Here is a 26,742-nt window from a genome sequence, read left to right on the forward strand (position 1 = left end):
AACACTCTGCGCCAGCTCGCTGGCAGCGTGGCCATTTGCGCCTTGGCATGCGCGCCCGCTCCCTGCTCAATTCGCGGCGCGGGTCAAGGGATCGCACTTGCCGCCTGCAACCAAGTGGAGGTCCAGCCGGTTTGTCGGTGACAGACGGAAGAACAGGAGTTGGCGATGTCGCGCAAATCAGCGGCCGGAAAAGTCGGAGAAACCGCGGCTGAAAAGCGCGGAAAGCAGACTGCGGCCAAGAAACTCCGGAAAGATGTCGGCGACACGAAGACGATCCCCACCCCGCCGAAAGATCGTGAGGCGGACCTCGACCGTGCGCCGAAATGGGAGCCGCGCTATGCCGGCTCCGGGCGCCTCAAGGACAAGGTGGCGATCGTGACCGGCGGCGACAGCGGCATCGGCCGCGCGGTGTCCGCGCTGTTCGCGCGCGAGGGCGCGGACGTCGCGATCGTCTACAAGAGCAACAAGGCCGATGCCGAGGAAACGGCGGCGATAGTGGGCGCCGAAGGGCGCACCGCGATCCTCGTCAAGGCCGATATCGGCAAGACCAATGCCGGAAAGGCAATCGTCGACAAGGTGATGAGCAAGCTGAAGCGCATCGATGTGCTGGTCAACAATGCCGGGGAGCAGCATCCGGCAGACGATATTCGCGACATCACCCCCGACCAGCTTCATCGGACGTTCGCCACCAACATCTTCGGCATGTTCTATCTGGTGCAGGCCGCGCTCCCGCACCTTAAAAAGGGTGCTGCGATCATCAATTGCACGAGCGTGACGATGTATCAGGGTAGCGGCGGCCTGCTCGACTATAGCGCAACCAAGGGCGCGATTACCGCTTTCACGCGTTCGCTCAGCGAAAATCTAATTGAAAAGGGCATCAGGGTGAATGCAGTCGCCCCCGGCCCGATCTGGACCCCGCTCAACCCGCGCGGCGGAGCGCCTGCCGACAAGGTTGCGAGCTTCGGCGAGACCACGCCGATGAAGCGGCCCGGCGAGCCGAACGAGGTGGCACCGAGCTTCCTCTTTCTCGCTTGCGACGACAGCAGCTACATGTCGGGCCAGGTCCTTCACCCGAACGGCGGCACGATCGTAAACGGCTAGACGCCGCCCCGACTTTTACCCGCTCGGCGGCCATTGGCGACAACGGCTCGCCCGACTAGGCGCACGATGCGGCGCGTTGATGACCGCCGCCGATAGCGGCATCTTAAATGTCGCGGACCTTGGCCTATATTGCGGCAATGACAACGCCGCCGCTCGAACTTGGCAGGCGGACACTGTTGGTGTCCGGCGCTGCTGCCCTTATGGGCGCGCTTGCGGGATCGACGGTGGGCCGTCTCGAATCGTCGCCGCGTCTCGCCGCCGCTCCCTTGCCTCCCGCCGCGCCCGCGAGACCGATCAGCCCGGCGGACACCACACTCGACCCGCAGCTTCTGCGGAGGGCGCTTGCAGCGCTCGACGAGCATGCCGGGACGATCCGGCACCGCGACCGCATCGCCATCGTCGATTTCTCGGCCCCCTCTTCGGAGGCCCGGTTTCACTTCCTCGACGTCGCGAGCGGCCGCGTGTCGCGGCAGCTCGTAGCCCATGGCAGCGGTTCCGATCCAGGCCACACGGGATTCCTGCACAGTTTCTCGAACATGTCGGGATCCAATGCGTCGAGCGAGGGGGCCTTTCTGACCGGCGACTATTATGTCGGAAAGCATGGCCGGTCGCAGCGCCTCACCGGACTCGATACCACGAACGACAATGCGATGGAGCGCGCGATCGTCATTCACGGCGCCTGGTATGCCAATGACGATATGATCGCGGCGCATGGAAAGCTCGGGCGCAGTCAGGGATGTTTTGCCGTCGGCGAGAATTGTCTCGATGAGACCTTCGCGCATCTCGGGACGGGACGCCTCATCTACGCGGCGCGCGCCTGACCGTCGGATAGGGCGCGCCGTGCGCCAGAGGAACGCCTCACCGACCGGCGCGTTACATCTCCAGTTTTCGAGGAGATTTGCGTGCGTTACGGTGTGTTTGCTTGTTCGTTTCTCGTCCTGTCCTTCACGCTTTCCGGATGCGATACCTCCACAAATTCAGCTCAATCCAGCGCCGCCGCCGAAGATGCACGCTGGTCTGACAAAGCGGTCGAACAGCTCCGCGAAGCAATCGACCGCCGGGCCGCGCACGGCCTCGACCGCATGCGCTTTACCGTCGAGGGCAAGCCCGGCAGCGCCGATGGCGAGGCCGCGCTCACGAATTCTGCCCTTCGCTACGCCGCGGCGCTCGCGCGCGGCGCGACCGATCCGGCGAAGCTCAACACCATCTACAGCGTGCCGCGGCCTGACCCGAGACTGAAGGCAGGCCTCGCCGAGGCTCTCGCCAAGGGCAAGGTCGACGACTGGCTTTCGGGGCTCGCCCCGCAAGACGACAATTATCGCGCGCTCTCCAAAGCCTATCTGGCGCTGCGCAAGGAGGGCGACACGCCCGCCGCGATCATCCCCGATGCCGCAAAACCGCTCGAACCGGGGGCGCGCGACCCGCGCATCCCGGCCATCGCGCGCCAGCTTGTCGCCTCCGATTATCTGGGCGGTGGCTCCGCGCAAGGCGACACCTACGGGCCGGCGATGGTGAAAGCGGTGCAGCGCATGCAGGCCGATTATGGCATCAAGCCCGATGGCGTGATCGGAACCGAAGCGCTCGCAATCCTCAACCTCTCGGACGCCGACCGCGCGCGCGCCATCGCGGTCGCCATGGAGCGCATGCGCTGGCTCGACCGCAATCCGCCGGCGACGCGCATCGACGTCAATCTCGCCTCCGCCCGGCTCGCCTATTGGCGAGACGGCAAGCTCGCCGACACCCGCAAGGTGGTCGTCGGCAAGCCCGAAACCGAGACGCCGCAGCTGGGATCGCCGATTTACCGGCTCGTCGCCAACCCCACCTGGACCGTGCCGCGCTCGATCCAGAGCAAGGAAATCGCGGGCAAAGGTGGAGCCTATCTGCGCCGCAACAATATGGCCTGGAAGGATGGGTGGATCGTCCAGCAGCCCGGACCGAAAAATTCGCTGGGACTGGTCAAGTTCGATATGCGCAACGAGCACCAGATCTATCTGCACGACACCCCCGCCAAGCAGCTCTTCAGCGAGGTCCAACGCCAGCGCAGCCATGGCTGCGTCCGAGTCGAGGACGCACTCGGCTTCGCCGCGATGCTGGCGAAGGACGAAGGCATCGAGGCCGAATGGGAGAAGGCCCGGGCCACCGGCAAGGAAAGCTTCGTCCCGCTGCCGCGCGAAATTCCGGTCCGCCTCACCTATCAGACCATATTGTTCGACGAGGCAGGCGAACCCGTCGTCCGGGCAGACCCCTATGGCTGGAACGACCGCGTGTCCGCAGCGCTCGGATTCCCCGCGAGCGAGGGCCACAGGCTTCGCCCTTCGGGCGCGGACATCGGCCCCTGATCGCGCCCGCATAGCGATAGCGGAGACGCCATTTGCCGGCTCGCCCCCTGCCAAGGCCGTTCGCAACCTCCCGACAAAAGCGGCGACATTTGCCTCCGCGAATCCTGGATGCCGCCCCCCGCGGCCTGACGGAACCCGACCGGTGCCTGTTGGTTGAGCAAGACGGGGGCCGGATATGGAGAGCTGTCATGCCCCGCGGCGACAAATCGAGCTACACCGACAAGCAGAAGCGCAAAGCCGAGCATATCGAGGAAGGATATGAGAAGCGCGGCGTCGGCAAGAAGGAAGCCGAAAGCCGCGCGTGGGCGACGGTGAACAAGGAGTCGGGCGGCGGCGACAAATCGGGCTCCGGTCGCGGCAAACCCGATACCCATGAATCGTCGCGAAAGGGCGGCCGGGACAGCAGCACGAGCCAGAGCAGCGCGAAGCGATCCGCGGCGGCGAAAAAGGGTTGGGAAACACGGCGGCGAAATGCAAAGCGATAAGAGCCTCGCGAGTCTGGCAGCGGCCGGATCAAGCTCCTAGACCGGTGCTCCCGTCCAGGCAGCCCCGCTATCATCGTCATCGGATTTCAGTCGGTCGACGAGGCGCCGCCGCTCATCCGCCACTTCGCGCAGCAACAAGACTGCGGCTTCCCGATCGAGGCCGACAGGATCGATAAGCCCTTGATCGATGCGGATGATGAGGTCGGAGACGAACTGAAGCTCCTGCCCGGCCAGCATCAGAAATTTGTCGCTCAGGTTCATGCCTTTGCAACGCTCGGCGTGCCGCCCGGCTGCATCCGGCGGAAGCACGCCCTGTCTTCGCCGATCCATCAGAAAGCCCGCTGCAGCGACGCACCGGTCATCACCAGATCCTCGATCGGGCTGCGGCGACGACTGACGGGAGCGGCTGCCACCTGGCCGACTCAAGACACAATCGGTATAACCTGCATCAATCGAGCCCCGATTTCCGAGCTTTTGCGGCAAAGCGCCGCAACTCGCCTCTTCCCGCAGCGTTCGTTCGGACATGGCTAACCCCGTCTCGAATTTCACAAGGCGGACCGGCGCAGCGGATCGCCGCGACACCGCATGCTTCCGCCAACCGAAGAGCAGGTGGCCCCTCATGAGCGCCGATGTCCGAATGCGCGCGGCCAGCGGCTTCGAAACGGCGGTGGCGCTGGCCCGAACCATTTCGGTTTCTACGCGCCCTTCATCACGATCGGGTGGTGCCCCACGCGCTCCCGCCACGCCGCGAGAAAGTTGATCCTATGTCCGAGACGATCCAACCCGTCATCCTTTGCGGCGGTGCCGGTACGCGCCTCTGGCCCGCCTCGCGCGGCGCGCGGGCAAAACAGTTTCTCGACATCATCGGCGAGGAGAGCCTGTTCGCCCGGACGCTCGACCGGGCAAGCGGACGCGGCTTTTCGGATCCGCTTATCGTGTGCGGCGCCGAGCATGTCGCCATGGTGCGCGAACAGGCCGGCGGGCGCGACCTTCGGCTGATCGTCGAGCCGACGGCCCGCAATACCGCCGCGGCCATCGCGCTCGCGGTCGCTTCGTCGGCGGATGACGCGCTGCTGCTCGTCATGCCAAGCGACCATGTAATATCCGATGTCCAGGCCTTTCGCGACGCGATCGCGAAAGCGGCCGATCTGGCGCGTAGCGACTGGCTCGTCACCTTCGGTATCGAGCCCGACGGGCCCGACACGGGCTTCGGCTATATCGCCAGCGGCGCGCCCCTCGCCAGCACGGGATTTGCCGTCGACCGCTTCGTCGAAAAGCCGCCGCTCGCCGCCGCCGAAGAAATGCTCCGCGTGGGCGGCTACAGCTGGAACGCCGGCATTTTCCTTTTTCGGGCGGGCCGCATGCGCGAGGCGATGCTCGCGCACTGCTCCGCCATTTATCGCGCTGCGGAAGCCGCGGTCGCCAATGCGCTGCACGACGGCGACGCCCTCCACGCGGCGCGCGAGCCCTTCGAACGGGCGCCATCGGATTCGATCGATTATGCGGTGATGGAGAAGGACGCGCGCGTCGCGGTCGTCCCCGTGTCGATGGGCTGGTCGGACCTCGGAAGTTGGCAGGCGGTGCACGCACTCGCGGGCGCCGACGATGCCGGCAACGCCTGCAGCGACGATCTCTTCGCGCACGACAGCCACAACTGCCTCGTCCGCGCGCCCGGCAAGCGCGTCTCGCTCGTCGGCATGGACAATGTCGGGGTCATCGTCGACGGCGACGACATCCTTGTTATCGCGCTCGACCGGTCGCAGGAGGTCCGCGCTGCGGCCCGGGCACGCCAATGAGGCGCCTGCCTCCAGCCCGCATACGCGCTGGTCAGCGCAGCTGACTGTCCTTGCTCCCTCGGCGATTGAACCCCGCCTGCCGCCGTCCGGCATCGCGGATCGTCTGGCATCCGACGCAGGTGCGGCTCGCAGGCAGAGCCTTTCGCCGCGCCTCCGGGATCCGCTCGCCACAATCGTCGCAATAGTCCGCGCCGGTGCCGGACAGCAGGCGCAGGCGCGCTTCCTTCACGGCGTCGTTCACCGTGTCGTCGATCTGCTCCTGAACCGCGCCATCGCGCGCCCAGCCATTAGCCATCATCGGACTCCATGTCTCATCGCGGACACCGGTCGGTCGCCGCCCGTTCAAAATGGGAACGCATCGCGGCGCGGGCAAGTTGCCGCCGCGGGCGGGAACGATTGCGCGGCCGGATGGTCTTGAGTCCATGGCCAGACGGACCCCAAAACCGAGCCCGGCAATTCATGCCCCCTCGCCGCGCGGCGTACGAAAGGCAGCCGCTCCCCCGCCCTTCCGTCCGGTCCAGCTCGCAAGCCTCGTCGACAGCGTCCCTGCAGGGAGCGGCTGGGTCCATGAGATGAAATATGACGGTTACCGGTTGCCGATCGCGGTCGGCGGCGGCGAGGCCCGCGCCTATACGCGCTCGGGCCTCGACTGGTCCGAGCGCTTCGCGCCGCTGCTCGCCGAAGCGGCAAAACTCAAAGTCGGGACCGCGCTGATCGACGGCGAAGCGGTCGTCCTCGACGCCGACGGCCGCTCGAGCTTCCAGTCCCTCCAAAATGCCCTCAAGTCCGCGCCGGACAGCATCGACTATTTCGCGTTCGACCTGCTCGAGCTCGACGGTGAGGATCTGACGGGCCTCCCGCTCCTCGACCGCAAGGCGCGGCTCGCCAAAATCCTCCCCAAGGCCGCGAAGCATATCCGCTACTCGGACCATATCGCGGGCAGCGGCGAGAAGCTTCTGCAGAGCTTTTGCGCTGCGGGTCTCGAAGGCGTGATCTCCAAGAAGGCCGATGCGCGCTATGTCGGCGCGCGTGCTGGCAGCTGGCTCAAGGCCAAATGCATCAAGCGGCAGGAATTCGTGATCATCGGCTGGACGCCCTCGGATAAATCGCGCTCATTTCGCTCTTTGATGCTCGGCGTGCATGAGAAAGGCGAGCTGCGCTATGCCGGCAAGGTCGGGACGGGTTTCGATACCGAGGAGCTGTTCCGCCTTCAGGCGCTGATGAAACCGCTCGAGCGAAAGGAGCCGGCCGTGAAGGCCCCCCGCGCCGAGACGCGCGGCGCGCACTGGATCGAGCCCAGGCTCGTCGCCCAGATCGCCTATACCGAGATGACCAACGAGGGCACGCTCCGCCATCCGAGCTATCTCGGGCTTCGCGAGGACAAGAAGCCCGAGGCGGTCGTCCTCGAGAGCGAAGACCCCGTCGCCGAGGCGACGAGCGCGTCGCCCGTTCCGATCAGCAATCCGGACCGCGTCATCTATCCCGAGGCGGGGCTCACCAAGGGCGAGCTTGCGGCCTATTATGCCGCGGTCGCGCCGATCATGCTGCCGTGGGCGGGTTCGCGGCCGATCAGCCTCGTGCGCTGCCCGCAGGGGCGCGCCAAGAAATGCTTCTTCCAGAAACATGATGCCGGAAGCTTCGGCGACGCGGTGAAGCAGGTCGCGATTCTGGAGAAGGATGGCGACGACCAGCCCTATCTCTACATGGACACGCCCGAGGGGCTGATGACCTGCGTCCAGATGGGCACGATCGAGTTCCATGGCTGGGGCGCGCGCATCGAGGATGTCGAGAAGGCCGACCGGCTGGTCTTCGATCTCGATCCCGATGTCGGTCTGGACTTCGAGGCGGTGCGCAGCGCCGCCTTCCAGTTCCGCGATATCCTCAAGCAAATGGGCCTCGAGACCTTCCCGATGCTCACCGGCGGCAAGGGCGTGCATGTGATCGCCCCGCTCGTGCCGCGCGCCGAATGGCCCGAGGTCAAGGATTTCGCGCACCGGCTCGCGCGCGCCGTCGCGCAGATGGATCCCGACCGCTTCACAGCCGCCCTCCCCAAAGCACAGCGCACGGGGCGGATCTTCGTCGATTACCTCCGCAACCAGCGCGGTGCGACCGCGGTGATGCCCTATTCGGCGCGCGCGCGCGATGGCGCGCCCGTCGCGGCCCCCATCAGCTGGAAGGAGATGGAGACGATCGACAAGCCGTCGCATTTTCGCATCACCGATGCGAAGGCGCTGCTGAAGCGTGCCGGCCTCAAGGCGCTGCAAGGCTGGGGCCGCGCCGACCAGATGCTGCCCGACCTGTGAAGATCGCGACCTATAATGTGAACGGCATCGGCGGGCGGCTTGCCATCCTGCTCGATTGGCTCAAGCTTGCCGAGCCCGACATCGTCTGTCTGCAGGAATTGAAGGCGCCGCAGGAGAATTTCCCCGAGAAGGCGATCCGCGATGCGGGTTATGACGTGATCTGGCACGGCCAGAGCCGCTGGAACGGCGTCGCGATGCTGAGCCGCGTCGGCGAGATCCACGAGACGCGGCGCGGTCTCCCAGGCGATCCGACCGACGAACAGAGCCGCTATATCGAGGCCGCGGTCGGCGGCATTCTCGTCGCCGGCCTTTATCTTCCGAACGGCAATCCCTGGCCGGGGCCGAAGTTCGACTACAAGCTCCAGTGGATGGCGCGCCTCGACGCGCATCTGGAGACGCTCTTCGGCCTCGACGCACCCGTGGTCGTCTGCGGCGACTTCAACGTCATTCCCACCGACCTCGATGTCTACAAGCCCGAGAATTGGAGGAAGGACGCGCTCTTCGCGCCGGAGGCAAAGGCCGCCTACCAACGCATCCTCGACCAGGGCTGGACCGACGCGATCCGTCACCTGCATCCCGATGAGCGCATTTACAGCTTTTGGGCCTATTGGCGGCGCTCGTTCGAGCGCAACGCCGGCATCCGCATCGACCATCTGCTTCTCAACAAGCCCGCGGCGAAGCGGCTCGCGGCGGCCGGCGTCGACACCCGCCCGCGTGCGCTCGAGAAGACGAGCGACCATGCGCCCGCCTGGGTCGAGCTCGGAGGTTCCGGCAAGCGCGCGCGCAAGGCGTCATGACGCGCACGATCACCGGCTGGAAGCTTCCGCCCGCCGAGCGCGACCGGCTGCTCGGCCGGTTCGCGCCGCGCTACACCGAGGTGGTCGCCGATCATGTAACGCTGCGCTTCGGGACGGACGCCGACACGCCGCTTCCCCATGCTCGCTCGGGCGTGATCGTCGGGGAAGTCGACGATGGCACTGGCGTGCAGGCGCTTATCGTCCGCATCGGCGGAACGACGGATCGGGGCGACGGCAGCCATTATCATATCACCTGGTCGCTTGCGCCGGGGCGCGAGGCGAAGGAGAGCAACGAAGTGCTCGCAGCGACGAAGTGGCAGCGGGTGCATCCGCCGATCGACATCCCGCTCTCGCCCGCGCGCTGGAGCGCCTGACGGCAATCGGAACGCCGGGTCGCCGATGGCGAAAGCAGCCGAACCGAACGCTTTGCTCCCGGCCATCTCGAGGCCCGCCGCTTCGATCCGGTCGTCGCCGTTCCTCGCGCCGCCGCGAATGCCGGCGCGGAACGCTCGGCGGCCGCACGCATTGAAGAGTCTAGGCAAAGGAGTGATGAACAATGGCTGCGCGCCCATATTGGAAAGGCCAGATTCGCCTGGCGCTCGTCTCGATCCCGGTGGAGATCTATTCGGCGACGAAGAGCGGAGCGACGATCGCTTTCAACCAGATCCACGAGCCGACGGGCAAGCGGATCAAATATGAGAAGGTCGTACCTGGCGTCGGCCCGGTCGATGTCGACGAGATCGTCAAGGGCTTCCAATATGCGAAAGACCAATATGTCCTGCTCGACGACGAGGAGATCGAAGGGGTCAAGCTCGAGAGCAAGAAGACGCTCGAACTCACGCAGTTCGTCGAGGCCGAGGACATCGACGAGATTTATTTCGAGAAGCCCTATTATGTCGTCCCCGCCGACGAACTCGCCGAGGAAGCCTTCATCGTGCTGCGCGAGGCGCTCCGCCGCACCGGCAAGGTTGGCCTTGGCCAGCTCGCGATGCGCGGCCGTGAATATGTCGTGAGCATCAAGGCGTGCGGCCGCGGCCTCGTCATGGAGACGCTGCGCTACGCCGACGAGGTCAACAAGGCGGCGAGCTATTTCCGCGATATCGCCGACAGCGAGCCCGATGACGACCTGCTCGATCTCGCGACGACGCTGATCGACAAGAAGACCGGAAAGTTCGACGCGAGCGACTTTCACGATCGCTATGTCGAGGCGCTGAAGGAACTCATCGAACGCAAGAAGAAGGGCAAGACCCTCAATCTCGACGACGGGAAGGAGGACAAGGCGCCGAGCGGATCGAATGTCGTCGACCTGATGGCCGCGCTCAAGAAGTCGATCGGCGACGGCGGCGGCAAGGCGAAATCCGCCGCCAAGAAGACACCCGCCAAAAAGGCACCGGCGAAGAAAGCGCCCGTCAAGAGCGCCGCGCGCAAGCGCGCATGACGGGCGCGCCCGCCGAGCCGCTATTCGCCTTCCGGCGATCGGGCGCCGGGACCGAACCGCTTGCGCGCCGGATCGCGCTCGCACCGGAAACGATCCTTGATATGCGCATTGAAGAAGGCGCCGAGCGACTCCGCGCCGCACAGCCCCTCGTAGATGCCGCGCGGGACGCCATGATAGAGATATTTGCCGCTTTCCCTGAAACTGATGCAAAGCACCGACGCCGCCTCGTCATAGGCGGCATGTTCGATCATGGTCGAACGGGTGAAGCGGCGCGCGCGCATGCAGTCAGAGCGCGCCGCACCCGCCCGGGTTCCCCGCCGCGCGCCGCGGGGCAGGCGCGGCGGACCCGAGCGAACCCACCACCCCCACCCGCCCCGCCAGCCCGCACCGCCCTCCCTTTCCGGCCCTGATCGATGGCATCCGAACCGACAGCCGACGAGCTTCGCGCCATGGCCGAACATCGGGGCATGAAACTCGTCCACTCGCGCAAGCGCACGCCCGGCGTCGGCGACTTCGGGAAGTTCGGCCTCACCGATGCGGCGGGCAAGCCGCTCCTCGGGATCGGCAAGCAAGGCCTCACGGCGAGCGCGGCCGACGTCGCGCAATTTCTGCGCGGCGGCGCGGCGAACAGCTGGAAGCTCTCGGCCGAGCGCGAGCCCCAAGCCAAAGCTCCCAGAAGGCCGCGCAATGAACCCGCCGAGGAGCCGGCCCCGATCCGCCGCCGCGCCAAGACCGCCGCGCCGCCGCCGGCGCGAAGGCGGCAGGATCCCCCGCCGCCGCCAAGGGCCAAGCCTGTCCTGAGGATCGTCGAACCCGACGCTTCGCCCGCGCCCGAACTCAGGGTGCGGCCAGCGATGGCCAAGGACAAAAAGGCACTCGGACGGCTGCTCGCGCAGCTTGCCGATCCGCCCAGGCGCATCTCGCTCGACGCGAACGTCGATGCGATCGGCAATGCGAGGGCCGGACTTCTCGTCGCCGAAGCCGGCGTGCCGGTCGGATGCTGCGCCTGGGCCGTCGTTCCGACCCTGCAGCACGGCCTTGTCGGCCGCGTCACCCTGCTGCTCGTCGACGGCGACCACCGCCGCCGCGGTGTCGGAACGGCGCTCCTTGCCGCCGCCGAGACGGCGCTCGCCAAGGCCGGATGTGCCACGATCGAGGTTATGAGCGACATCATGATCGACAACGCCCACAACTTCTTTCGCACATTGAAGTTCGAGCAGAAGAGTTACCGGTTCGTGCGCGCGACAGGTTCGCCGAAAGAGCGTCGGCGGAGCTGAGCGCGCGCCAGACGCCAAATCCCAAAGCTTTCTGGCATCCTGTATCGCTCAACTCTTGCCGTACGCCATCGCGATCAGGCATCACCGCGGGAACGAAGCGCCGGGCGCTACGTCCTTTTTCGATGCGGCCCACCGGGTCTTCGCATGATCGACCAACGGATGAGATATGTTCGAGCGCCTGAAAATCCTTGCCCAGCACGCGATGCCGAAGCGGCGCCTCACCGAATTCGCCGGCCGTATCGCCGCCTCGTCCGGCCGCCACGCTCCCGGGCTGATCCGGTGGTTCGCCGCCAGATATGGCGTCGACATGAGCGAGGCCGAAAACCCGGACCTTCGCAGCTATGCAAGCTTCAACGACTTCTTCACGCGCCCGCTGAAGGCCGGCGCCCGTCCGCTCGCCGACGCCGATTTCATCTGCCCGGTCGATGGCGCCATCAGCCAGTTCGGCGCGATCGACGATCATCACATCGTCCAGGCCAAGGGCCACCGCTTCACCACCACCGACCTGTTGGGCGGCGACACCGCGCTCGCCGCGACCTTTCGCGACGGCAGTTTCGCCAATCTCTATCTCTCGCCGAAGGATTATCACCGGCTGCACATGCCCTGCGACGGCGAGCTCTCACGCATGATTTACGTCCCCGGGTCATTGTTTTCGGTCAACCCGACCACGGCGCGCGGAGTGCCAGGTCTCTTCGCGCGCAACGAACGCGTCATATGCCTGTTCGAGTCTCCCTCCCACGGCCGTTTCGCGATGATCCTCGTGGGTGCGACCATCGTCGGCAGCATCGCGACGGTGTGGCATGGCGTGGTGAATGCGAAGCGATCAGGCAAGATATCCGAATGGTCCTACGTCAGCCGTGAAGTCACCCTTCGCAAGGGCGAGGAGATGGGACGCTTCCTCCTTGGTTCCACGATCGTGATGCTGTTCGAGAAGGACGTTATCGCTTTCAACCCCCAGTGGTATCCCGAGCGACTGGTGCGGCTCGGCGAACCCATGGGCAGTGCTTCCCCGGTCAGCCCGAGCGGATAACCGGCTCTTTTCCGCAAACAATGTCCGAGCCGACGAAACGGCGGCGAGCACCTCCGATGCTGGACGTGACCGGACGCTAGCGAACCGTCGGCTCGCTGCACCAATTCTTTTCGACCCGCCGGCACGACAGGCCGGAACCTCGCAGCCGCCCCGATCATTTCGCCTCGGGGGCCCGAGGAGATATCATGGCCGATCCGCTCAATGCCACCGCCATCAATTGCTCTTTGTCGGCGAAAGGCCGCAAAAGCTCGACCGATGCCATGATTGCGGTGCTCGCCGAGCATTTCGCGAAGCAGGATGTCGTCGTCGGAAAGCCGATCCGCATCGCCACGCATGACGTCAAATGGGGTGTCTCCTCCGACGAGGGCGACGGCGATGCGTGGCCGAAAATTCGCGAGCAGATCCTCGCCTCGGATATTCTCATCTTCGGGACGCCGATCTGGATGGGCCAACCCTCGAGCGTTGCGAAGCTGGTCCTCGAACGCATGGACGCGTTCCTCGACGAGATCGACGAGGCGGGCCGCATGCCAAGCTATTCCAAAGTGGCGGTTGCCGCGATCGTCGGCAATGAAGATGGCGCGCACCACGTGTGCGCGGAGCTTTTCCAGGCGCTCAACAACACCGGCTGGACCATTCCCGCGGTAGCCGGCTGCTATTGGGTCGGAGAGGCGATGGATTCGCTCGACTTCAAGGACCTCGAACACCGCCCACGGATGGTCAGCAATACCGCGAGCATGGTTGCAAGCAACGCCGCCCATCTCGCCCGGCTGCTGAAACGATCCCCCTACCCCGGCTGAAAGAGAGGGAAAACACCAAAGCGGCCGACGTGCCCCCCGCGTCTGAAGCACTCGACCGATCGCACCGGCTTGCTCGGCCGCCTCAAACCGCAGCTGTTCCAACCCGGGCCTAGTCGATCCAAAGACCTCGTGCCCGGTGCCACTTCTCCAATGCATCGTCCGGATAGTCTTCGAAGCATTGGTCGTCCGGGCCGATCAGGGGCTCGACCCACGATGCCTTGGACACCAGCATCATGTGCACGCTCGACGGAGCCTTGGGCAGATCGCTGTCGATTGCCGAAGCGAAAGGATGGAACAGATCGGGATATTCCGGGCTGAACACCCACAGCGCGCTGGCACAGAGGGCGCAGAAATGTCGTTCAGCCGAACTAAGCTCGCAGCCGCCCCGCCCATCGTTGAGGCCGGCATGAAAAACCGCCGTCTCGCCATCGACCGTCAGCGTATTTTTGTCGGCGTGGAGATTGATCGCATATCCGCCCCCGCCGGCGGTCTTCCTGCATATCGAACAATAACAGCGCATAAACGGGACCGGCGCGTGACTGTCGGCGGAAAAGCGAACCGCGCCGCAGCGGCACGATCCTTCGAGCTTCAGGGGCATATCGATATCCTCTCGCGTTGGAAACTTGCGAAGCGGAACGGAGTTGCCTGCGAGGTCCGCCGAAGATCACTCTCGAGCCGACTTCAGGCTACCGCGTTCCGGGTCGCCCGAGAGGGGAGAATCCGTCATCGGTCGTTCGGCCGAGGCAATTCTCCGATCGGTGTCGCAACTGCGCCTCTTTCCGTTCGTTGACACCGCATGACCAGATTGACGCCTCTTGCAGTCGAGAAACCTTGGGGTCGAACAAGCTTGCCGGCACCCTTTGACGCGATGCGAGGCCGCCGGATCGGGGAAATCTGGTTTCCAGGACCCGCGGGCAAGCGGCTGCCGCTGCTGATCAAATATCTGTTCACGTCGGAAAAGCTCTCGATTCAGGTACATCCGTCGGACGCGCAGGCGGTTGCGCTCGGCCTCCCCGCAGGCAAAGAGGAATGCTGGTACATCCTCGACGCCAAACCCGGGGCGCGGCTCGGCATCGGCGTGCGGATGGCGCTTTCGAAGGCGCGATTGCGCGAGGCCGCGCTTTCGGGTGAGATAGAGACGCTGATGGAATGGCACGTCCCCAAGCCCGGAATGTTGTTCCATATTCCGCCGGGCACGATCCACGCCATCGGGGCGGATATTTCACTCATCGAGATCCAGCAGAACAGCGACGTTACGTATCGTCTTTATGACTACGGCCGCCCACGTGAACTTCATCTGTCCGAGGGGGTCGATGTCGCCGATCCTTCACCTTATCCGCGGTCGCGTCAAACCTCTGTCGATCCATCGCGCAGCGGTATCCTGCTCGAGGCCGAGCATTTCACGCTCGCCCAGATTATCGGCGACGATATGTCTCCCCTTCCCGGTCAGGTTTCTCTGCTCGTCGTTCCCATCGAAGGTCGCCTTCGGGTTTGCGGACAGACAATCACTTCGGGCGAATGCGCGCGGGCGGCTTCAGCCGCAGAAATCGACGCACGCGATTGCGGACGCGCCCTGATCGCGTGGTAGCCAGTCACGCCGCAGCTGGTAATCGGTGGCGGACTGCCCGCTTGTGGTTGCGTACATCAAGAAGCGACCACAATTCCGTCGAAAATGCGAAGCCGATAAATATCCCGCCCACGCCGTGAGTCCGCTCGGGCACAGGGCCGCACGTTGAGCCGGATGATACCCGAAAAACGCCAGATTGGCAGAACTCGTCTCTTGCCGTGAGCCACGCAGCTGCCATAAATGCGTGCAATAATTCGGGGCGGATTATTGGGGGGATTATCCATGAAACAGAGCCCGCGCGGACGCGCTACTCTCACTGCAGCTTGCGGCTTCTTCTATTTTGCGGCGGGCACGGCGCTTCACGCGCAGCAGCCGGCCTATGCCGGAGGTGACGCGGCAGTTGGCGAGGTTCGCACATCCCTGCTGCCTCCCACCGAATTTGCCACTCTTTACGGTCCGGATTGGGCTCTGCTCGATGGCCAGAATATATCGTCCAAACCGATCGCACCCTATCTCTCGCCCGAACTCGCGGCCGACGGGAATGTGTTTTTGCCCGATGCCCGGGGCCGCTTCCTGCGGATGGTCAATCACGGCGCCGCAGCCAAATCGGGCGACCCAACGGGTGAACGGACCATCGGCAATGCACAAGGCGATGCCCTCGCCTCGCACCGCCATAACCACCAGATTCCACGGCACACCGGCAACCACAATCGCGCCGGCGCCGCCGGCGATAACCGTTTCAACGCCCTCCGCAGCGAACAATATAGCAGCGAGAGAAGTGAAGCGACGGGGGGAGATGAAACCCGCCCGCGCAATATCGCCGTGAACTTCTATGTACGCGTCGCGTGCACGACCGGCGGGCGCTGCTGAGCGCGATGCGGACATCGTCGCAACGGCCCGAGCGCTCCCGGGCTTCGCGCCCCTGGGCCGCGATCGCTGCTCTGCCCCTCCTGTCACTTGTCCCCCAGCAGGCCGAAGCCCAGTCGGTCGTCCGCGAACAGGTACGAAACACTGTCGCTGCCGCTGAGGCACAGTTGCAGGAAGCCGAACGCATCCGGTCCCGCGCCGACGCGTCGCGCACGGCGGCGCTGGTCATACAGAATGTCGGCGATACGGTCAGCGGCCTGTCCGACGCGGCATCGGTGCCCTTCAAGGTCGCCGCCAACATCGCCAACTGGACGGTCGCGAAGCAGCAGGAGCTCGGCTTACTCCTGGCGGCGCGCGCGGTCGACCGCTTCAACGATATTCCGACCGAACAGCTCACGCCGGAGATGATCCGTGCGGTGGTGTCGAACAACCCCGATCTCGCGCCGCTCACGAACAGCGTCGGGATCGAGAAAATCCGCGAGAGCCTGCTCTTCCATCGCAGCGACCAGGCGGCTTTTCAGCGCGACGTGGAAAAGGCACAGGCAAACCACGACAAGCTGCTGCAACGCGCGGTCGCCGATCTCGACGCCATCCTCGCCGGGCAGTCGGTGTCCGAGGATCATCTGCGGGACCAGGACGCCGCGATCGCCCTGCTGACCGTCACGGTGGGCCGGAACGGCGAGCAGCTTGCCGATGCAACGGGAAAGATTCTGGCGTCGCAAGACCGGCTGATCGCCTTGCAGGAAGGGCAGCAGGCCGAGACCGCATCGGGCATCGCATCCATCCTGCGACAAGGTGCATCGGTAGAGGCGGCCGTCAACCGCAACTATGCCCTGTCCCGGTTGCAGATGGGCCTGCTGCAGGACAATAAGGCGCTTCTCGACGGACTCGATGTTCGCACCCGGTCGATCGAAGGCGGGGTCAATTTTCTGCAGGCGCAACAGTTTCAGGGCATGGCCCCCGATGCCCAGTTGCTCATCCTGCGCGATCCGTCGCATCCGGCCTATAAGGCCATGTTCGCTGAAATGCCGCCCGCGCAGCGCGAGAAGGCGGTCGCACTCTATGTCGAGCAGGCCGAATCCAACGCGCTGAAGCAGCAGGTCGTCGGGACTGTCTCGACGACGATGGACGTGCTGAACGGCATCCAGACCCTGGGCAATACGCTCGGCTGGGAATTCACCCAGCGCAAAGACTTCCAGAATGGCATGAAGGTTCTGAACGTCGCGGCAGGTCTTGGCATGGCCTATCTCACCGGCAATCCCGCGATGGCGCTCGGCTCGCTCAATGCCGCCTTCGCAAGTCCGAGCAATGCGCCGTCAGTCGGCGAAGCGCAGATTCTGGCGCAGCTTGGCCTGATGGACAAGAAACTCGACGAACTGCTCGAGGGCCAGACGAAGATCCTGACGGCGATTGAGACGTCCCGCAAGGAAGCCGCCGACATGCATGCGCAGGCCATGTACCGGTTCGACCTCGTCGATCGCCAGTTCAGCGACCTCAAGCAAAGCTCGTCGGCGATCTTGCGCGCCATAGTCGGCCTATCGCCATTCAACGGCCAGCGCGCCAAATGCGACTTCATCCGGAAGAATTTTCCCGAGGATGGATCGATCACAGCGCTGCAATCGAATATCGCGACGACACCCACCCATTTCAACGAATGCAACCAGCTGGTGGAATCGGTCTGGACCCTGCCGGACAGCGCGAACACCACACCCCATTTCTTCCTGCAGATGGCGTCCGATACCCATACCGATACCAGCGGCGTGCTGAAGTCGAGCCTCGAAACCTATAACAAGCAGCAATTCTCGCCGTTGCTCAAGCTCCTCTGGTCGGCCCATGGAATCAGCTGGTCACCCGCAGACGATCCCAGCTCACCGGTCGCCTGGCAGCTCATCGCTTCGCTCGCCGATCCCGCTGGAAATCCGGACAGCTTGCGCGCGAAGGGCCTGCGCTACAGCGCGCGAGCCGGCGATATGCTGCGCTGGTCCGACGCGCGCGGCGCGCGGCGCGCCATGGCCAGCCAGTTCGCCGGTCTCCTCCATCCCGCCCATGTGATCGAGGCGGTGACCGACTTCGAGGCTATGGTACCCTACACCGATGTGCGCGACCTTCGGCAGCTGAGCTTCGCGGTCTATGGTGCCGCAGACGTGGGCCTCCCGAGCCCGGCACTCAGCGTCAATTCGAGAATCCTCGAAGACCAGTTCAACACCGTGCTGGCAACCTTGAACGTGGCGATCGCGCAGCAAGCCTTGCTGTCGGGCGACTATCTGATCCCCAATATTGCCGATCTGGTGTTTTCGGACCGTGTCTCGGATTTGCGGAACGAGTTGGTCGTCGCCTTGTCGAAAAACCCCGTCCTCGCCCGCAACGTCCTGCTGTACTGGCTCGACGGACAGCTCTTCAAGAACCGGATGCTGCCCGAGCGGATCGGTGTCGACGGTAAGATCTGGCCGCAATCCCGGAAGGTCGAAGGGGCAATCGAGAATTGGGCCTATAATCTCGAATATTATGACCGGCTGCTCGCTGGCGGCACCGTTTCGGCATCCCCGCCCTGTGCCGCTGCGAGCATCGCGTGGAACTGCCTGCTGACCAGCGTCCACGTGGTGTCGCCGGGGAAAATCTCGATCGCCTCGACGCGCCGAGGGCGGGACGGCAAGGTTGAAACGATCGAAACCCACCAGATAGCCCTCCCGTCTTCGTATGATCTCGAAAGCCGCCAGATGATCGTCCAGGACGACCTCGTCCGGCTTGTTACAGCGCGGCGGGAAATCTACCGGCTCGGCGAGAAGATGAATATCCGCAAGACGCTGCCTCCACTCGAGCAAATCTGGGTACTGCCGAAAGACGCGCTGCAACCCTGACAGCCAGACCTGTTGTCACGGCCTCCCGGCCCGATCGCAACAAGCATTGCGCGATCGGGGTCCCGTGCGCGGCAAGGAAGACGCCTGTCCAGTGGTCCTTCCGACACGATTCTGCCGCTGGCTTCGTGTCCGCGCAGCAGTGACTGCAACCGGCGTCCACTCCGGAATGACGCCGATATAGCGAACTATCCCCATTGCGCGGCGGTTTCGGCACCGATCCGCCCTCGGACTGAGCTCCGCATGCATGACAATTGGTAGCAATCTGGCAGCGTTTCATTCCCCTTCGACAAAGAGATACGACAACTGTCCCCCAAAGCGCCGATTTCTGCGGCCAGGTCCGCGCTCCGCAACACATAAGCATGCACGGGGTCCGTTACCGCTCATGTCCGGTTCGGATATAAAATGCGCAGAAACCATGTTAGAATTCAGACATAAGCGACGTATCACTTTGGGGGTGGAACAGCATATGGAGGAAGCCTCAGAGAGCGGCGACTTGCGGAACGAGGACCTCCACGCGCGCCTTGATCAACTCGAAGATATCGTCCGCAAACTGGCTGGCGACACGGGTTTTGCGGACTATGGCCGGAATCTTGCGGTGGCGCATGACCGCAGCGACAATGCCGGTACGGCCGCGCGAGGCTTCGGGCAGCCTTCCGCGAACCTGGGCGCCCTCTCGTCCGTCCGCAATCCCGAGGAGAGAATAAAGCCCCGGAGCTTTACGCATGGCCGCGCCCGGCTCGTTCGCCATGCCATCCGGCAGCGGCGCCAGCGCGAACATTATTTCCCGGCAGACCTGTTTGCGGATCCGGCTTGGGACATGATGCTCGATCTATATGCCGCCCATTATGAGGGGCAGGTCATATCGGTCTCGAGCCTCTGCATCGCCGCGGCGGTTCCGGCCACAACAGCGCTGCGCTGGATCAAGACGATGGTCGATGACGGACGCTTCCTCCGGTCGAACGATCCGTTCGACGGTCGCCGTATCATTGTGATGCTCAGCGACGACACCCGCTGCCGTCTCGACCAATATTTCGACAATCTCGACGATTGAGCGTCGGCTCCGAAGATACCGTACCCACCTGCCCTACCCGTAGCAGAAGGTGGCCATAGAAAGGGGCCACGCCCGGCCCGCGTCAGTTCATAAAATATTTGCGCCGCAGTCGCTCGGCTTCTTCCTCGCTCGGCGCGTCGCCGAGCCGGCGATTGAGGCGTTCGACCGCCGGACTGAGATCGGCTGCAGCACGCGTCTCGCCAAGCTCGTCCAGCTGGATCAATTGCCCAACGAGCGCATCGCGGATCGCGCGAAGGGTTTTCATCGTCTCGGGATCGTTCGCCATTCCGCCTCGCGTCTTGTGCTCCCCGGGATCCGCGTCAGCAATTGCCGGCAGCGAGGCCAGAGACCGATAACAAACTAAGCGGCCAACGGGAATATCTTCCGCGCCGTTCGAGTGGCCGTCTTCGCGATACCTGCCAGCTTCATTGCGCGCCGTCCCCGCCGCTGCCCCCGGCGAGACCATCGAGGCGGGCCGCGATGCGTTGCCACATCATCACGCCTTCGCTGTCACCCGCCAGCGCGAGCGCGCCGATGCGCGCGGCGATAAACATAGGTGCATTGTCGCCATATTGCCGCTCGACCGCGAGCGCACATGCCCAGACATGTTCATCGGGGGAGATGGAACAAGCTCCTTCAGAACCAGCCGCGCGCGATCTGCCACAGGCCAGCAAGAAACGAGCCCGCGACGACGATCATCGCAATCCAGAATTCGATCCCAAGCGCCCAACCGCGCCCTCTGCCCGGGTCCCGCTTCATCATAGCGCCATCATGGCAGCCGCAACTTCGAGAGGGAAGCCCGCCCCCCATACATTCGAAGCGACCGTCTGGCTCCTCCCCATATTGACCTGTGTCCGCAGCGGCGGCCCGGATATCCGTCAAACATCCCGGCTCCTTCCGCGCGCCAACAGTCGCCGTGCACCGGGCGCCGATCATTTAAATGCCGGGAAGTCATTACTAGCCAAATGCCCCATGTCCGTGGGGGACGGATCCCAAAAGCCAAGTCACTGAAAGCGCTTTTGCCGCAACGACTATTTGTGGTTAGTATAAGCGGGCGATGGGAATAGAAAAAGACAAGGAATCAAGCGGCGGCGAATTTGATTTGCTGACCCTCAAGCAAGCGGCCGTCCTCGACCTGCTTGCCGAAGGGCGTACGAGCAAGGAAATCGCCGGCACGCTCGGCACAGCAGAATCGGCGGTCAACCGGCATATCGAGATATTGCGTTCGCGCTTCGGCGGCATCACCCGGCTCGAACTCGCCCGGCGTTACCGCGAACGGCCCGGTGATTTTGTCCGGCCCGGCATGACGCCAGCCCCATGTGTAGAAACTACCAAGCAAAAAATTGATCTCGCCGAACCGCCGCCGGGCGAGCCACGACAGATGCAGGACAGCCCCGGCGCCGACCTCGCTTTCAAGGACTCGCTCGAGATGCAAATCGACGCGCCCTGGACGAGGCCCATGGAACCGAAGGTCGTCCCCAGGGTGCTCGACGGCGACAATGCCATGCTCACCCGTGGTGCGGCGATTGCGATTATATTGCTCGCGATCATTGCCAGCCTCGTCCTCGGCCTCGCCGCGGCGCAGGCGATCACGGATGCGTTCGGCTCTTCGCTATCCTGAACAATGCCGATGAGAGGCCTGCGGCGGCGAGCGCTCCGGGCCAGGGGATAGCGATGAAAAGTTCCGACCAGACCGCTCCGGTTCCCGCCTATATGGCGCGGATCCGCATGCAAATTCGCGAGGCCGAAGCCAAGGCCGACGAGAGCCTGCTCGCCAAACTCGATGTGATGCGTTCGATCCTGCGCGCACGCCAGATCGAGGAGGTCCCGGCACCCCATATTGGCCAGCAAGCGATTATTCGCCTCGGCCGCGCGATCCAGTCGGACATCAACGGCGCCAACGATATCTTCCGCTCGCACAATGCGCTCGTCGACGACAAGACATTGATCACTGGCATGCCCGGACATGACGATACCGACTTTTTCAGCGGCGCCGACGATGCCGGGCGACAAGCCGTTGCCTGACGATTGACGGAACCGCTGCGCGAGGCCAGGCTCGGCGGATGAGCTGGCTCTGGTCCTTCAACTTCCTGTCGGTCGCGATCCTCGGCGCAGCGGCGCTGCGCTGGGGGGCCGCTCCGGAACGTATCTGCGCAGCGGCCCTTCTCTTGATGAACCTGGGCGACCGTATCTATCACGCCCTTGCCGGGCGCGGAACGATCTACGGATCGGTCGATATCGGTCACCTGGTCATCGATTTGCTGGTTGCGGCCGCCTTCATCGGCGTCGCGCTCGGCGCGAACAGGATTTACCCTCTATGGCTCGCGGCTTTCCAGCTGGTTTCGGTCGTCTCGCACTTCGCGCGGGAAGCAAGCATGAAGGTTGCCGAAATTGCCTATTTCCTGCTGAACTATGCCCCCTATTATTGCATTCTGCTGATCTTCGCGGGCGGCCTGTGGCGCCATGCGCGGCGGGTCAGACGCCACGGGCCGTACCGGTCGTGGCGAACCTCCTCGAACCCTTCGCCGGCGATCGCGCCCTCGCCGTCGCCGACAGGCTGATCACGCACTTCGGGAGCCTCGGCCGGGCGCTCGCTGCCTCGCACGAACAGCTGGTCACGGCGCTCGGCAACGACAGCCCCCTCGCGCGCACGCTTGTCGCTGCACGCGCGCTCATCCACGCCGGGCTTCGCGAACAGGTGAGCCGTACAGCGGTATCGCCCCGGGACCTCTCCTTTCGCGACTATCTGCGCACGCTGATCGGAAAGTCGGCGACCGAATGCCTCCACGCGACCTTCGTCAACCATGACTGGGGCTATCTCGCCGACGAGATGATCGGCCAGGGCGCGACGACCCGGGTCGAGGGCGATCTGCGCCGTCTGCTTGGCCGCGCTTTCGACCTCGGAGCGCAGGGGATCATCCTCGCGCACAATCACCCGTCGGGATCGGCCGAGCCCAGCGAAGAAGATATCGCGCTGACGGCGCGGATCGCCAATCTCACCCGATCGGTTGGCGTCCAGCTCCTCGACCATCTCATCGTTGGCGGCAATCGCATCGTCAGCATGCGCGAAAGGGGCCTGCTATGACCCCGCAGAATGATGGGCGCACGCGCGGCGACACGTCGCCCCCCCAGCCACCCCTTCCCGCGAGCGAGCAAAGCCTGTTCGCCGCGATCGCGCAGAGCGAATTTCACAACCGCCGCCGCCGCGACAGCCTGATCGGCCACGCGCTTTTTGCCGAGCCGGCCTGGGACATGATGCTTCGGCTTTATATCGAACATCACCGCAGACAAGACGTCGACATCTCACAGCTTTGCGCCAGCTCGGCGGTGGCGGCGACAACCGCGCTGCGGTGGATCGGTATATTGATCGAGCATAAGCTGATAACGCACTCACCGGCGGGAACATGCGATGCCGATATCCGGCTTCGCCTGAGCACGCAGGGGATCGAAGAAATGGAGCGCTATCTGCGCGACCGTCTCTACCGCGAGCGCTTAGGCGGCGACGTTGCCGCAGGGCTGCAGGGGCGCCACGAGGGAGCGCGGGAAGATGATCGTCATGCGTAATCTTCTGACGGCCGCGCTGCTCGCGTTCGCCATGATTGGCGCCCAAGCGGCTGAGGCCCAAGACATCGTCCCCAGCGCGCGCGTGTCGAGTGCGGTCCTCGTCCGCGAGGGCCCCTCGACCGACACCCCGATCCTCGGCCGCCTGCGCCCCGGAGACCAGGCGACGGTCACCGGCGAGGTCAGCGGCTGGTATGCCGTCGAGCTGTCCGACGGCACGAAAGGCTATGTGAGCAAGGCGTGGACCGTCGTCATCGGCGAAGGCACGCCCGGCGAAGCCCTCGCCGGGGAGCATTACAAGGTCCATGTCATCGATGTCGGCACCGGGCTCGCGATCTTCGTCGAAGGCAAGGATTTTGCGCTGCTCTACGATGCCGGGAGCCAGGACGATCTTCAATCTGGCGATGCAAACCGTGTTGTCGCCTATATCGCGGCAGCGGCGCCCCATCTCACCCGGATCGATCATCTGGTGTTGAGCCATCCGCACAAGGATCATCTCCAGCTGATGCCCGACGTCTTCCGCCGCTTCGAGATCGGCCATGTCTGGGAGTCCGGGCGGGTCAACAAGACCGATGGCTATTGCCGGTTCCTGAAAGCCGCGATGGCCGAACCCGGGGCGGAGTATCATGATGCGATCGCATCGAACGCCACGCGCAGCGTGACCTTCACGGGGAGCGGCTGCCATGGCACCGTCACCGTGCGACAGGGCAGGATGATGGATGCCGCGCCGATTGCCCTCGGCGCCGGGGCGCGGATGCATTTTCTCTATCGCGACCCCCGGAACCACGCCGACCCCAACGGCAACAGCGTCGTCGTGCGGCTCGATCTCGCAGACAGACGCGTTCTCCTTGCGGGTGATGCCGAGGGCGGCGAACGCAAGCCCCCGTCGGAACCGCCGCAGGCCAACAGCATCGAGGCGCAGCTTATCGCCTGTTGCGCTGCCGACCTCAAATCCGATGTTCTCGTGGTCGGCCATCACGGCAGCCTCACCTCTTCACGAAGCGTCTTTCTCGATGCGGTCGGTGCCTCGGTCTATGCCATTTCGTCGGGCCCCTTTCCCTATAAGCGCGTGCGCCTCCCCGACCCCGCCGTCGTCTCCGAACTCGAGGGCCGCGGACAGCTGCTGCGCACCGACCGCGACGACCTCTACCGGATCGAGGATGAGCGGGCTTCGTGCGAGTATAACCCGCGCAAAATCGGTCCCGACGCCGACGAAAGCCCCGGCGGCTGTAACAATATCCTGATCAGCATTGATCGCGGCAAGCCTATCCGCGCCGGCTACAACAGCCTGACCGACTAGAAGTGCCGACACGCAAGGGAGGATGAATGGCAAAGACACCCGAAACGCCCGCTGGCACCGCCCCGAAGCGCGAGACGTCGAAGGGCATCCAGGGACGCAATCTCGTCATTCTGTGCGACGGCACCGGGAATGAACTCGGCGGTGCGCTCGCCGGCGAGATCGGCGACATCCGGATTTCCAATGTCCTCAAACTCTATCGCATCGCCGAGAAAGGCCAGCGGCAGCTCGTCTATTACAGCCCCGGCGTCGGCACCGTCGGGCGTATCGACTGGCTCTACCGCTGGAAGCAGAAATTCCTCGGGGTGCTGGGGCTCGCGGCGGGCTACGGGCTCGACGACAATTTGCTCGGTGCCTACCGCTTCCTCGCCGAAAATTGGGAGGAAGGCGACCGCATCTATATTTTCGGCTTCAGCCGCGGCGCGTGGACCGCGCGCGTGCTCGCCGGAATGCTCCATCTCATCGGGCTTGTGCGCCCCTCGCAGCTCAATATGTGCGACAATGCGCTGGCGACCTACAAGCGCGCGGCGCGCGAGAAGCAGATGCCGATCGCATGGCATTTCGCACGGGTGATCGGCGCGCGCTTCCCGACCATCCATTTCGTCGGCGTCTGGGATACGGTGGCCTCGGTGCTCGTGCCGCGTTCGGACCGGATGTGGATCCCGAGCCTCGAGACCCTCCCCTACACGGCAGCCAATCCATCGCTTCGAACCTTCCGTCACGCACTCGCGCTCGACGAACGCCGCCGCATGTTCCGCGTCGCGAACTGGGTCCAGCCGCAGCCCTTCATCGCCAACCGTTTCCGGCCGGGTGAAAAGACCGAACAGGATATCGAACAGCGCTGGTTCCCCGGCGTCCATTCGGACATTGGCGGCGGCTATCCCGAGCGCGAAAGCGCGCTCTCGAAGCGGCCGTTGATCTGGATGGTCGAGGAAGCGAAAAAGGCCGGGTTAAAGATTACTGCGGCCAATTTGCGCAAGCTCGCCTATGGCGAGAAAAAGGGCGAGGGTGAGCATCAATATGTCGCGCCCGACGCCGCCGGTCCGATGCACATGTCGCTCACGCTCGGGTGGAAGCCGCTCGAGATCATCCCGAAGCGCACCAGCTACCGCGAATGGAAACGTCGCTCGCTCTTCGGTTTCTATTTTCCGCTCGCCGAGCCCCGCCCCGTCGCCGGCGCCCATGTCATCGACGACAGCATAGCCGAGCGTCGGGCTCGCCAACCAGCCTACAAGCCCGTCAACCACCGATCGCCCGAGCGGGCTGCGACGTGACGGCACACAATCCCGGCCGGTCAGAGTTGGCAATACAGCGAGCCTGGTCGGCGGCCCGACCTGCTTCACCCGGCAACATGCAAAATGGCAACAGAGAGGGACGAAAGCATAGCCCTCGTCCCTCACCTGCATGACATATCAGAAGCGGAAGCCGCCGGTCACCACGACCTGATGCCGCGACGCCGAGATGCCGGTATCGACGTCATCGTAGCTGAACTCGCCATAGTCCGAATAGCGATACTCGAGACGCCCGAACATCGACTGGCCGACATATTCCGCACCGGCGCCGAGGCGATAGCCACCGAGCGTGCCGCTATCCGAGAAGCTGTCGGTACCGTCCGAGTAACGCGCTTTGACGCGAATGTTGGCATAGCCGCCCTTCGCATAGATGAGGACGTTTGAACCGGCCGCGAAGCCGACGCGCGCGCCGACATAGAGGTCGCGCGAAGCCGAAAGCGAGGCTTCATCGCCCACTTCGAGAACGTCACTCACCGATTCCTTGGTGGTCGCGTCGGACAGTTCGGCTTCTACGCCGACGATCGCTTTACCGAGGTCAAAGTCATAACCTGCGGTAACACCATAGGCCACGCCGTCCTTGGATCCGCTCTCGCCATCGAAGCTCAGCTTGACGCTGTCATAGCCGGCAACGATGCCGATCTTTGCGCCGCCAAGCGACGCGTTATCCTGGGCGTAGGCGGGAACCGACGCAGCGCAGGTAACCAGAGCAGCGAAAATTGCTTTTTTCATTATATTTCCTTCGACAGTCTCAGCGAGTAACGCGGCGCCCAGTTGAAGAAATCTTCAATTCAGTCAAATAAATACAGAGATACAGATCTCCTTTCAAATATCCTGTTGCATATTTGCTACACAAATACTTAGGATACTAATATTAATCAATAGAGAA

The 26,742-nt window shown here is 64.1% G+C and carries 31 protein-coding genes; 23 read left to right on the forward strand and 8 right to left on the reverse strand.

Features of this window, described 5'->3' with window-relative positions; translation table 11 throughout:
• Positions 1-165 precede the first annotated feature (165 nt).
• The 4 genes from ACSYDV_RS17935 to ACSYDV_RS17950 all read left to right on the forward strand — a co-directional run bounded on the left by ACSYDV_RS17935 (position 166) and on the right by ACSYDV_RS17950 (position 3,925).
• A complete protein-coding gene (locus ACSYDV_RS17935) occupies positions 166-1,101 on the forward strand; it encodes an SDR family oxidoreductase (RefSeq protein ID WP_438325186.1) in 936 nt (311 codons plus the stop codon).
• A gap of 137 nt (positions 1,102-1,238) precedes the next feature.
• Positions 1,239-1,922 (forward strand): murein L,D-transpeptidase catalytic domain family protein, encoded by a 684-nt coding sequence (locus ACSYDV_RS17940; protein ID WP_438325362.1) that lies wholly within the window; start codon positions 1,239-1,241, stop codon positions 1,920-1,922.
• An 81-nt stretch (positions 1,923-2,003) separates the two neighbouring features.
• Positions 2,004-3,440, forward strand: coding sequence for a L,D-transpeptidase family protein (locus ACSYDV_RS17945; protein WP_438325187.1), 1,437 nt, complete (start codon positions 2,004-2,006; stop codon positions 3,438-3,440).
• Between the two features lie 188 nt (positions 3,441-3,628).
• Entirely contained in the window at positions 3,629-3,925 is a 297-nt protein-coding gene (locus tag ACSYDV_RS17950; protein ID WP_438325188.1) for a plasmid stabilization protein, read from the forward strand.
• A gap of 36 nt (positions 3,926-3,961) precedes the next feature.
• On the opposite strand, the gene ACSYDV_RS17955 is transcribed toward ACSYDV_RS17950, so the two are convergent.
• Positions 3,962-4,450: a hypothetical protein gene (locus tag ACSYDV_RS17955; protein WP_438325189.1), complete on the reverse strand. Its 489-nt coding sequence runs from the start codon at positions 4,448-4,450 to the stop codon at positions 3,962-3,964.
• A 239-nt stretch (positions 4,451-4,689) separates the two neighbouring features.
• Here ACSYDV_RS17955 and ACSYDV_RS17960 point away from each other — a divergent pair, with 239 nt between their 5' ends.
• Positions 4,690-5,721, forward strand: coding sequence for a mannose-1-phosphate guanylyltransferase (locus ACSYDV_RS17960; protein ID WP_438325190.1), 1,032 nt, complete (start codon positions 4,690-4,692; stop codon positions 5,719-5,721).
• A gap of 31 nt (positions 5,722-5,752) precedes the next feature.
• Here the strand turns inward: ACSYDV_RS17960 and ACSYDV_RS17965 are convergent, their stop codons facing one another.
• The gene (locus ACSYDV_RS17965; RefSeq protein ID WP_438325191.1) at positions 5,753-6,016 is read right to left on the reverse strand and encodes a DksA/TraR family C4-type zinc finger protein; all 264 of its coding nucleotides are present in this window, start codon (positions 6,014-6,016) and stop codon (positions 5,753-5,755) included.
• A gap of 127 nt (positions 6,017-6,143) precedes the next feature.
• On the opposite strand from ACSYDV_RS17965, the gene ligD reads away from it, so the two are divergent.
• From ligD to ku, 4 genes are all read left to right on the forward strand, one after another.
• Entirely contained in the window at positions 6,144-8,024 is a 1,881-nt protein-coding gene (ligD, locus tag ACSYDV_RS17970) for a DNA ligase D (protein ID WP_438325192.1), read from the forward strand.
• Positions 8,021-8,821 carry an exodeoxyribonuclease III gene (gene xth, locus ACSYDV_RS17975; RefSeq protein WP_438325193.1) on the forward strand — a complete coding sequence of 267 codons (801 nt, stop codon included), beginning with the start codon at positions 8,021-8,023 and terminating at the stop codon, positions 8,819-8,821. Before ligD ends, xth begins: the two co-directional genes overlap by 4 nt.
• The gene (locus ACSYDV_RS17980; RefSeq protein ID WP_438325194.1) at positions 8,818-9,195 is read left to right on the forward strand and encodes a hypothetical protein; all 378 of its coding nucleotides are present in this window, start codon (positions 8,818-8,820) and stop codon (positions 9,193-9,195) included. Before xth ends, ACSYDV_RS17980 begins: the two co-directional genes overlap by 4 nt.
• 182 nt (positions 9,196-9,377) lie before the next feature.
• Positions 9,378-10,259: a non-homologous end joining protein Ku gene (gene ku, locus ACSYDV_RS17985; protein ID WP_438325195.1), complete on the forward strand. Its 882-nt coding sequence runs from the start codon at positions 9,378-9,380 to the stop codon at positions 10,257-10,259.
• A gap of 20 nt (positions 10,260-10,279) precedes the next feature.
• Here the strand turns inward: ku and ACSYDV_RS17990 are convergent, their stop codons facing one another.
• On the reverse strand, positions 10,280-10,540 hold the full coding sequence (locus ACSYDV_RS17990; RefSeq protein WP_438325196.1) for a KTSC domain-containing protein: 261 nt from the start codon (positions 10,538-10,540) through the stop codon (positions 10,280-10,282).
• 132 nt (positions 10,541-10,672) lie between these two features.
• Between ACSYDV_RS17990 and ACSYDV_RS17995 the strand changes: the two genes are divergently transcribed.
• The 3 genes from ACSYDV_RS17995 (at position 10,673) to ACSYDV_RS18005 (ending at position 13,363) form a co-directional block, all read left to right on the forward strand.
• On the forward strand, positions 10,673-11,536 hold the full coding sequence (locus tag ACSYDV_RS17995) for a GNAT family N-acetyltransferase (protein ID WP_438325197.1): 864 nt from the start codon (positions 10,673-10,675) through the stop codon (positions 11,534-11,536).
• A 166-nt stretch (positions 11,537-11,702) separates the two neighbouring features.
• Positions 11,703-12,566 carry an archaetidylserine decarboxylase gene (gene asd, locus ACSYDV_RS18000; RefSeq protein WP_438325198.1) on the forward strand — a complete coding sequence of 288 codons (864 nt, stop codon included), beginning with the start codon at positions 11,703-11,705 and terminating at the stop codon, positions 12,564-12,566.
• Positions 12,567-12,751: 185 nt separating this feature from the next.
• Positions 12,752-13,363, forward strand: a complete 612-nt coding sequence (locus ACSYDV_RS18005; protein WP_438325199.1) for a flavodoxin family protein — start codon at positions 12,752-12,754, stop codon at positions 13,361-13,363.
• A 109-nt stretch (positions 13,364-13,472) separates the two neighbouring features.
• Here ACSYDV_RS18005 and ACSYDV_RS18010 read toward each other — a convergent pair whose 3' ends face one another.
• The gene (locus ACSYDV_RS18010) at positions 13,473-13,961 is read right to left on the reverse strand and encodes a GFA family protein (protein WP_438325200.1); all 489 of its coding nucleotides are present in this window, start codon (positions 13,959-13,961) and stop codon (positions 13,473-13,475) included.
• Between the two features lie 249 nt (positions 13,962-14,210).
• Between ACSYDV_RS18010 and ACSYDV_RS18015 the strand changes: the two genes are divergently transcribed.
• The 4 genes from ACSYDV_RS18015 to ACSYDV_RS18030 all read left to right on the forward strand — a co-directional run bounded on the left by ACSYDV_RS18015 (position 14,211) and on the right by ACSYDV_RS18030 (position 19,706).
• Positions 14,211-14,951, forward strand: coding sequence for a class I mannose-6-phosphate isomerase (locus ACSYDV_RS18015; protein WP_438325201.1), 741 nt, complete (start codon positions 14,211-14,213; stop codon positions 14,949-14,951).
• Positions 14,952-15,212: 261 nt separating this feature from the next.
• On the forward strand, positions 15,213-15,800 hold the full coding sequence (locus ACSYDV_RS18020; RefSeq protein ID WP_438325202.1) for a hypothetical protein: 588 nt from the start codon (positions 15,213-15,215) through the stop codon (positions 15,798-15,800).
• On the forward strand, positions 15,776-18,655 hold the full coding sequence (locus tag ACSYDV_RS18025; protein ID WP_438325203.1) for a hypothetical protein: 2,880 nt from the start codon (positions 15,776-15,778) through the stop codon (positions 18,653-18,655). The genes ACSYDV_RS18020 and ACSYDV_RS18025 overlap by 25 nt, the downstream gene beginning before the upstream one ends.
• Positions 18,656-19,121: 466 nt before the next feature.
• A complete protein-coding gene (locus ACSYDV_RS18030; RefSeq protein ID WP_438325204.1) occupies positions 19,122-19,706 on the forward strand; it encodes a hypothetical protein in 585 nt (194 codons plus the stop codon).
• Positions 19,707-19,788: 82 nt separating this feature from the next.
• On the opposite strand, the gene ACSYDV_RS18035 is transcribed toward ACSYDV_RS18030, so the two are convergent.
• The 3 genes from ACSYDV_RS18035 to ACSYDV_RS18045 all read right to left on the reverse strand — a co-directional run bounded on the left by ACSYDV_RS18035 (position 19,789) and on the right by ACSYDV_RS18045 (position 20,468).
• Positions 19,789-19,992: a hypothetical protein gene (locus ACSYDV_RS18035; RefSeq protein WP_438325205.1), complete on the reverse strand. Its 204-nt coding sequence runs from the start codon at positions 19,990-19,992 to the stop codon at positions 19,789-19,791.
• A 139-nt stretch (positions 19,993-20,131) separates the two neighbouring features.
• Positions 20,132-20,380 (reverse strand): DUF6961 family protein, encoded by a 249-nt coding sequence (locus ACSYDV_RS18040; protein ID WP_438325206.1) that lies wholly within the window; start codon positions 20,378-20,380, stop codon positions 20,132-20,134.
• Positions 20,343-20,468 (reverse strand): hypothetical protein, encoded by a 126-nt coding sequence (locus ACSYDV_RS18045; RefSeq protein WP_438325207.1) that lies wholly within the window; start codon positions 20,466-20,468, stop codon positions 20,343-20,345. Before ACSYDV_RS18045 ends, ACSYDV_RS18040 begins: the two co-directional genes overlap by 38 nt.
• Positions 20,469-20,763: 295 nt before the next feature.
• Here ACSYDV_RS18045 and ACSYDV_RS18050 point away from each other — a divergent pair, with 295 nt between their 5' ends.
• Genes ACSYDV_RS18050 through ACSYDV_RS18080 form a run of 7 tightly spaced genes read left to right on the forward strand, consistent with a single transcriptional unit; the run spans position 20,764 to position 25,838 of the window.
• Positions 20,764-21,327 (forward strand): response regulator transcription factor, encoded by a 564-nt coding sequence (locus ACSYDV_RS18050; RefSeq protein WP_438325208.1) that lies wholly within the window; start codon positions 20,764-20,766, stop codon positions 21,325-21,327.
• Positions 21,328-21,380: 53 nt separating this feature from the next.
• On the forward strand, positions 21,381-21,731 hold the full coding sequence (locus tag ACSYDV_RS18055) for a hypothetical protein (protein ID WP_438325209.1): 351 nt from the start codon (positions 21,381-21,383) through the stop codon (positions 21,729-21,731).
• 38 nt (positions 21,732-21,769) lie between these two features.
• Complete coding sequence (locus ACSYDV_RS18060; RefSeq protein WP_438325210.1) at positions 21,770-22,267, forward strand: hypothetical protein; 498 nt, start codon at positions 21,770-21,772, stop codon at positions 22,265-22,267.
• On the forward strand, positions 22,207-22,791 hold the full coding sequence (locus ACSYDV_RS18065; protein ID WP_438325211.1) for a JAB domain-containing protein: 585 nt from the start codon (positions 22,207-22,209) through the stop codon (positions 22,789-22,791). Before ACSYDV_RS18060 ends, ACSYDV_RS18065 begins: the two co-directional genes overlap by 61 nt.
• Positions 22,788-23,270, forward strand: a complete 483-nt coding sequence (locus tag ACSYDV_RS18070; RefSeq protein ID WP_438325212.1) for a hypothetical protein — start codon at positions 22,788-22,790, stop codon at positions 23,268-23,270. The genes ACSYDV_RS18065 and ACSYDV_RS18070 overlap by 4 nt, the downstream gene beginning before the upstream one ends.
• Positions 23,263-24,567 (forward strand): SH3 domain-containing protein, encoded by a 1,305-nt coding sequence (locus ACSYDV_RS18075; protein ID WP_438325213.1) that lies wholly within the window; start codon positions 23,263-23,265, stop codon positions 24,565-24,567. Before ACSYDV_RS18070 ends, ACSYDV_RS18075 begins: the two co-directional genes overlap by 8 nt.
• Before the next feature lie 26 nt (positions 24,568-24,593).
• Complete coding sequence (locus ACSYDV_RS18080) at positions 24,594-25,838, forward strand: T6SS phospholipase effector Tle1-like catalytic domain-containing protein (RefSeq protein ID WP_438325214.1); 1,245 nt, start codon at positions 24,594-24,596, stop codon at positions 25,836-25,838.
• 138 nt (positions 25,839-25,976) lie between these two features.
• On the opposite strand, the gene ACSYDV_RS18085 is transcribed toward ACSYDV_RS18080, so the two are convergent.
• Entirely contained in the window at positions 25,977-26,585 is a 609-nt protein-coding gene (locus ACSYDV_RS18085) for an outer membrane protein (protein ID WP_438325215.1), read from the reverse strand.
• Positions 26,586-26,742: the final 157 nt, after the last annotated feature.

The organism is Sphingopyxis selenitireducens, from assembly GCF_051550705.1.
Lineage (GTDB): Bacteria > Pseudomonadota > Alphaproteobacteria > Sphingomonadales > Sphingomonadaceae > Sphingopyxis.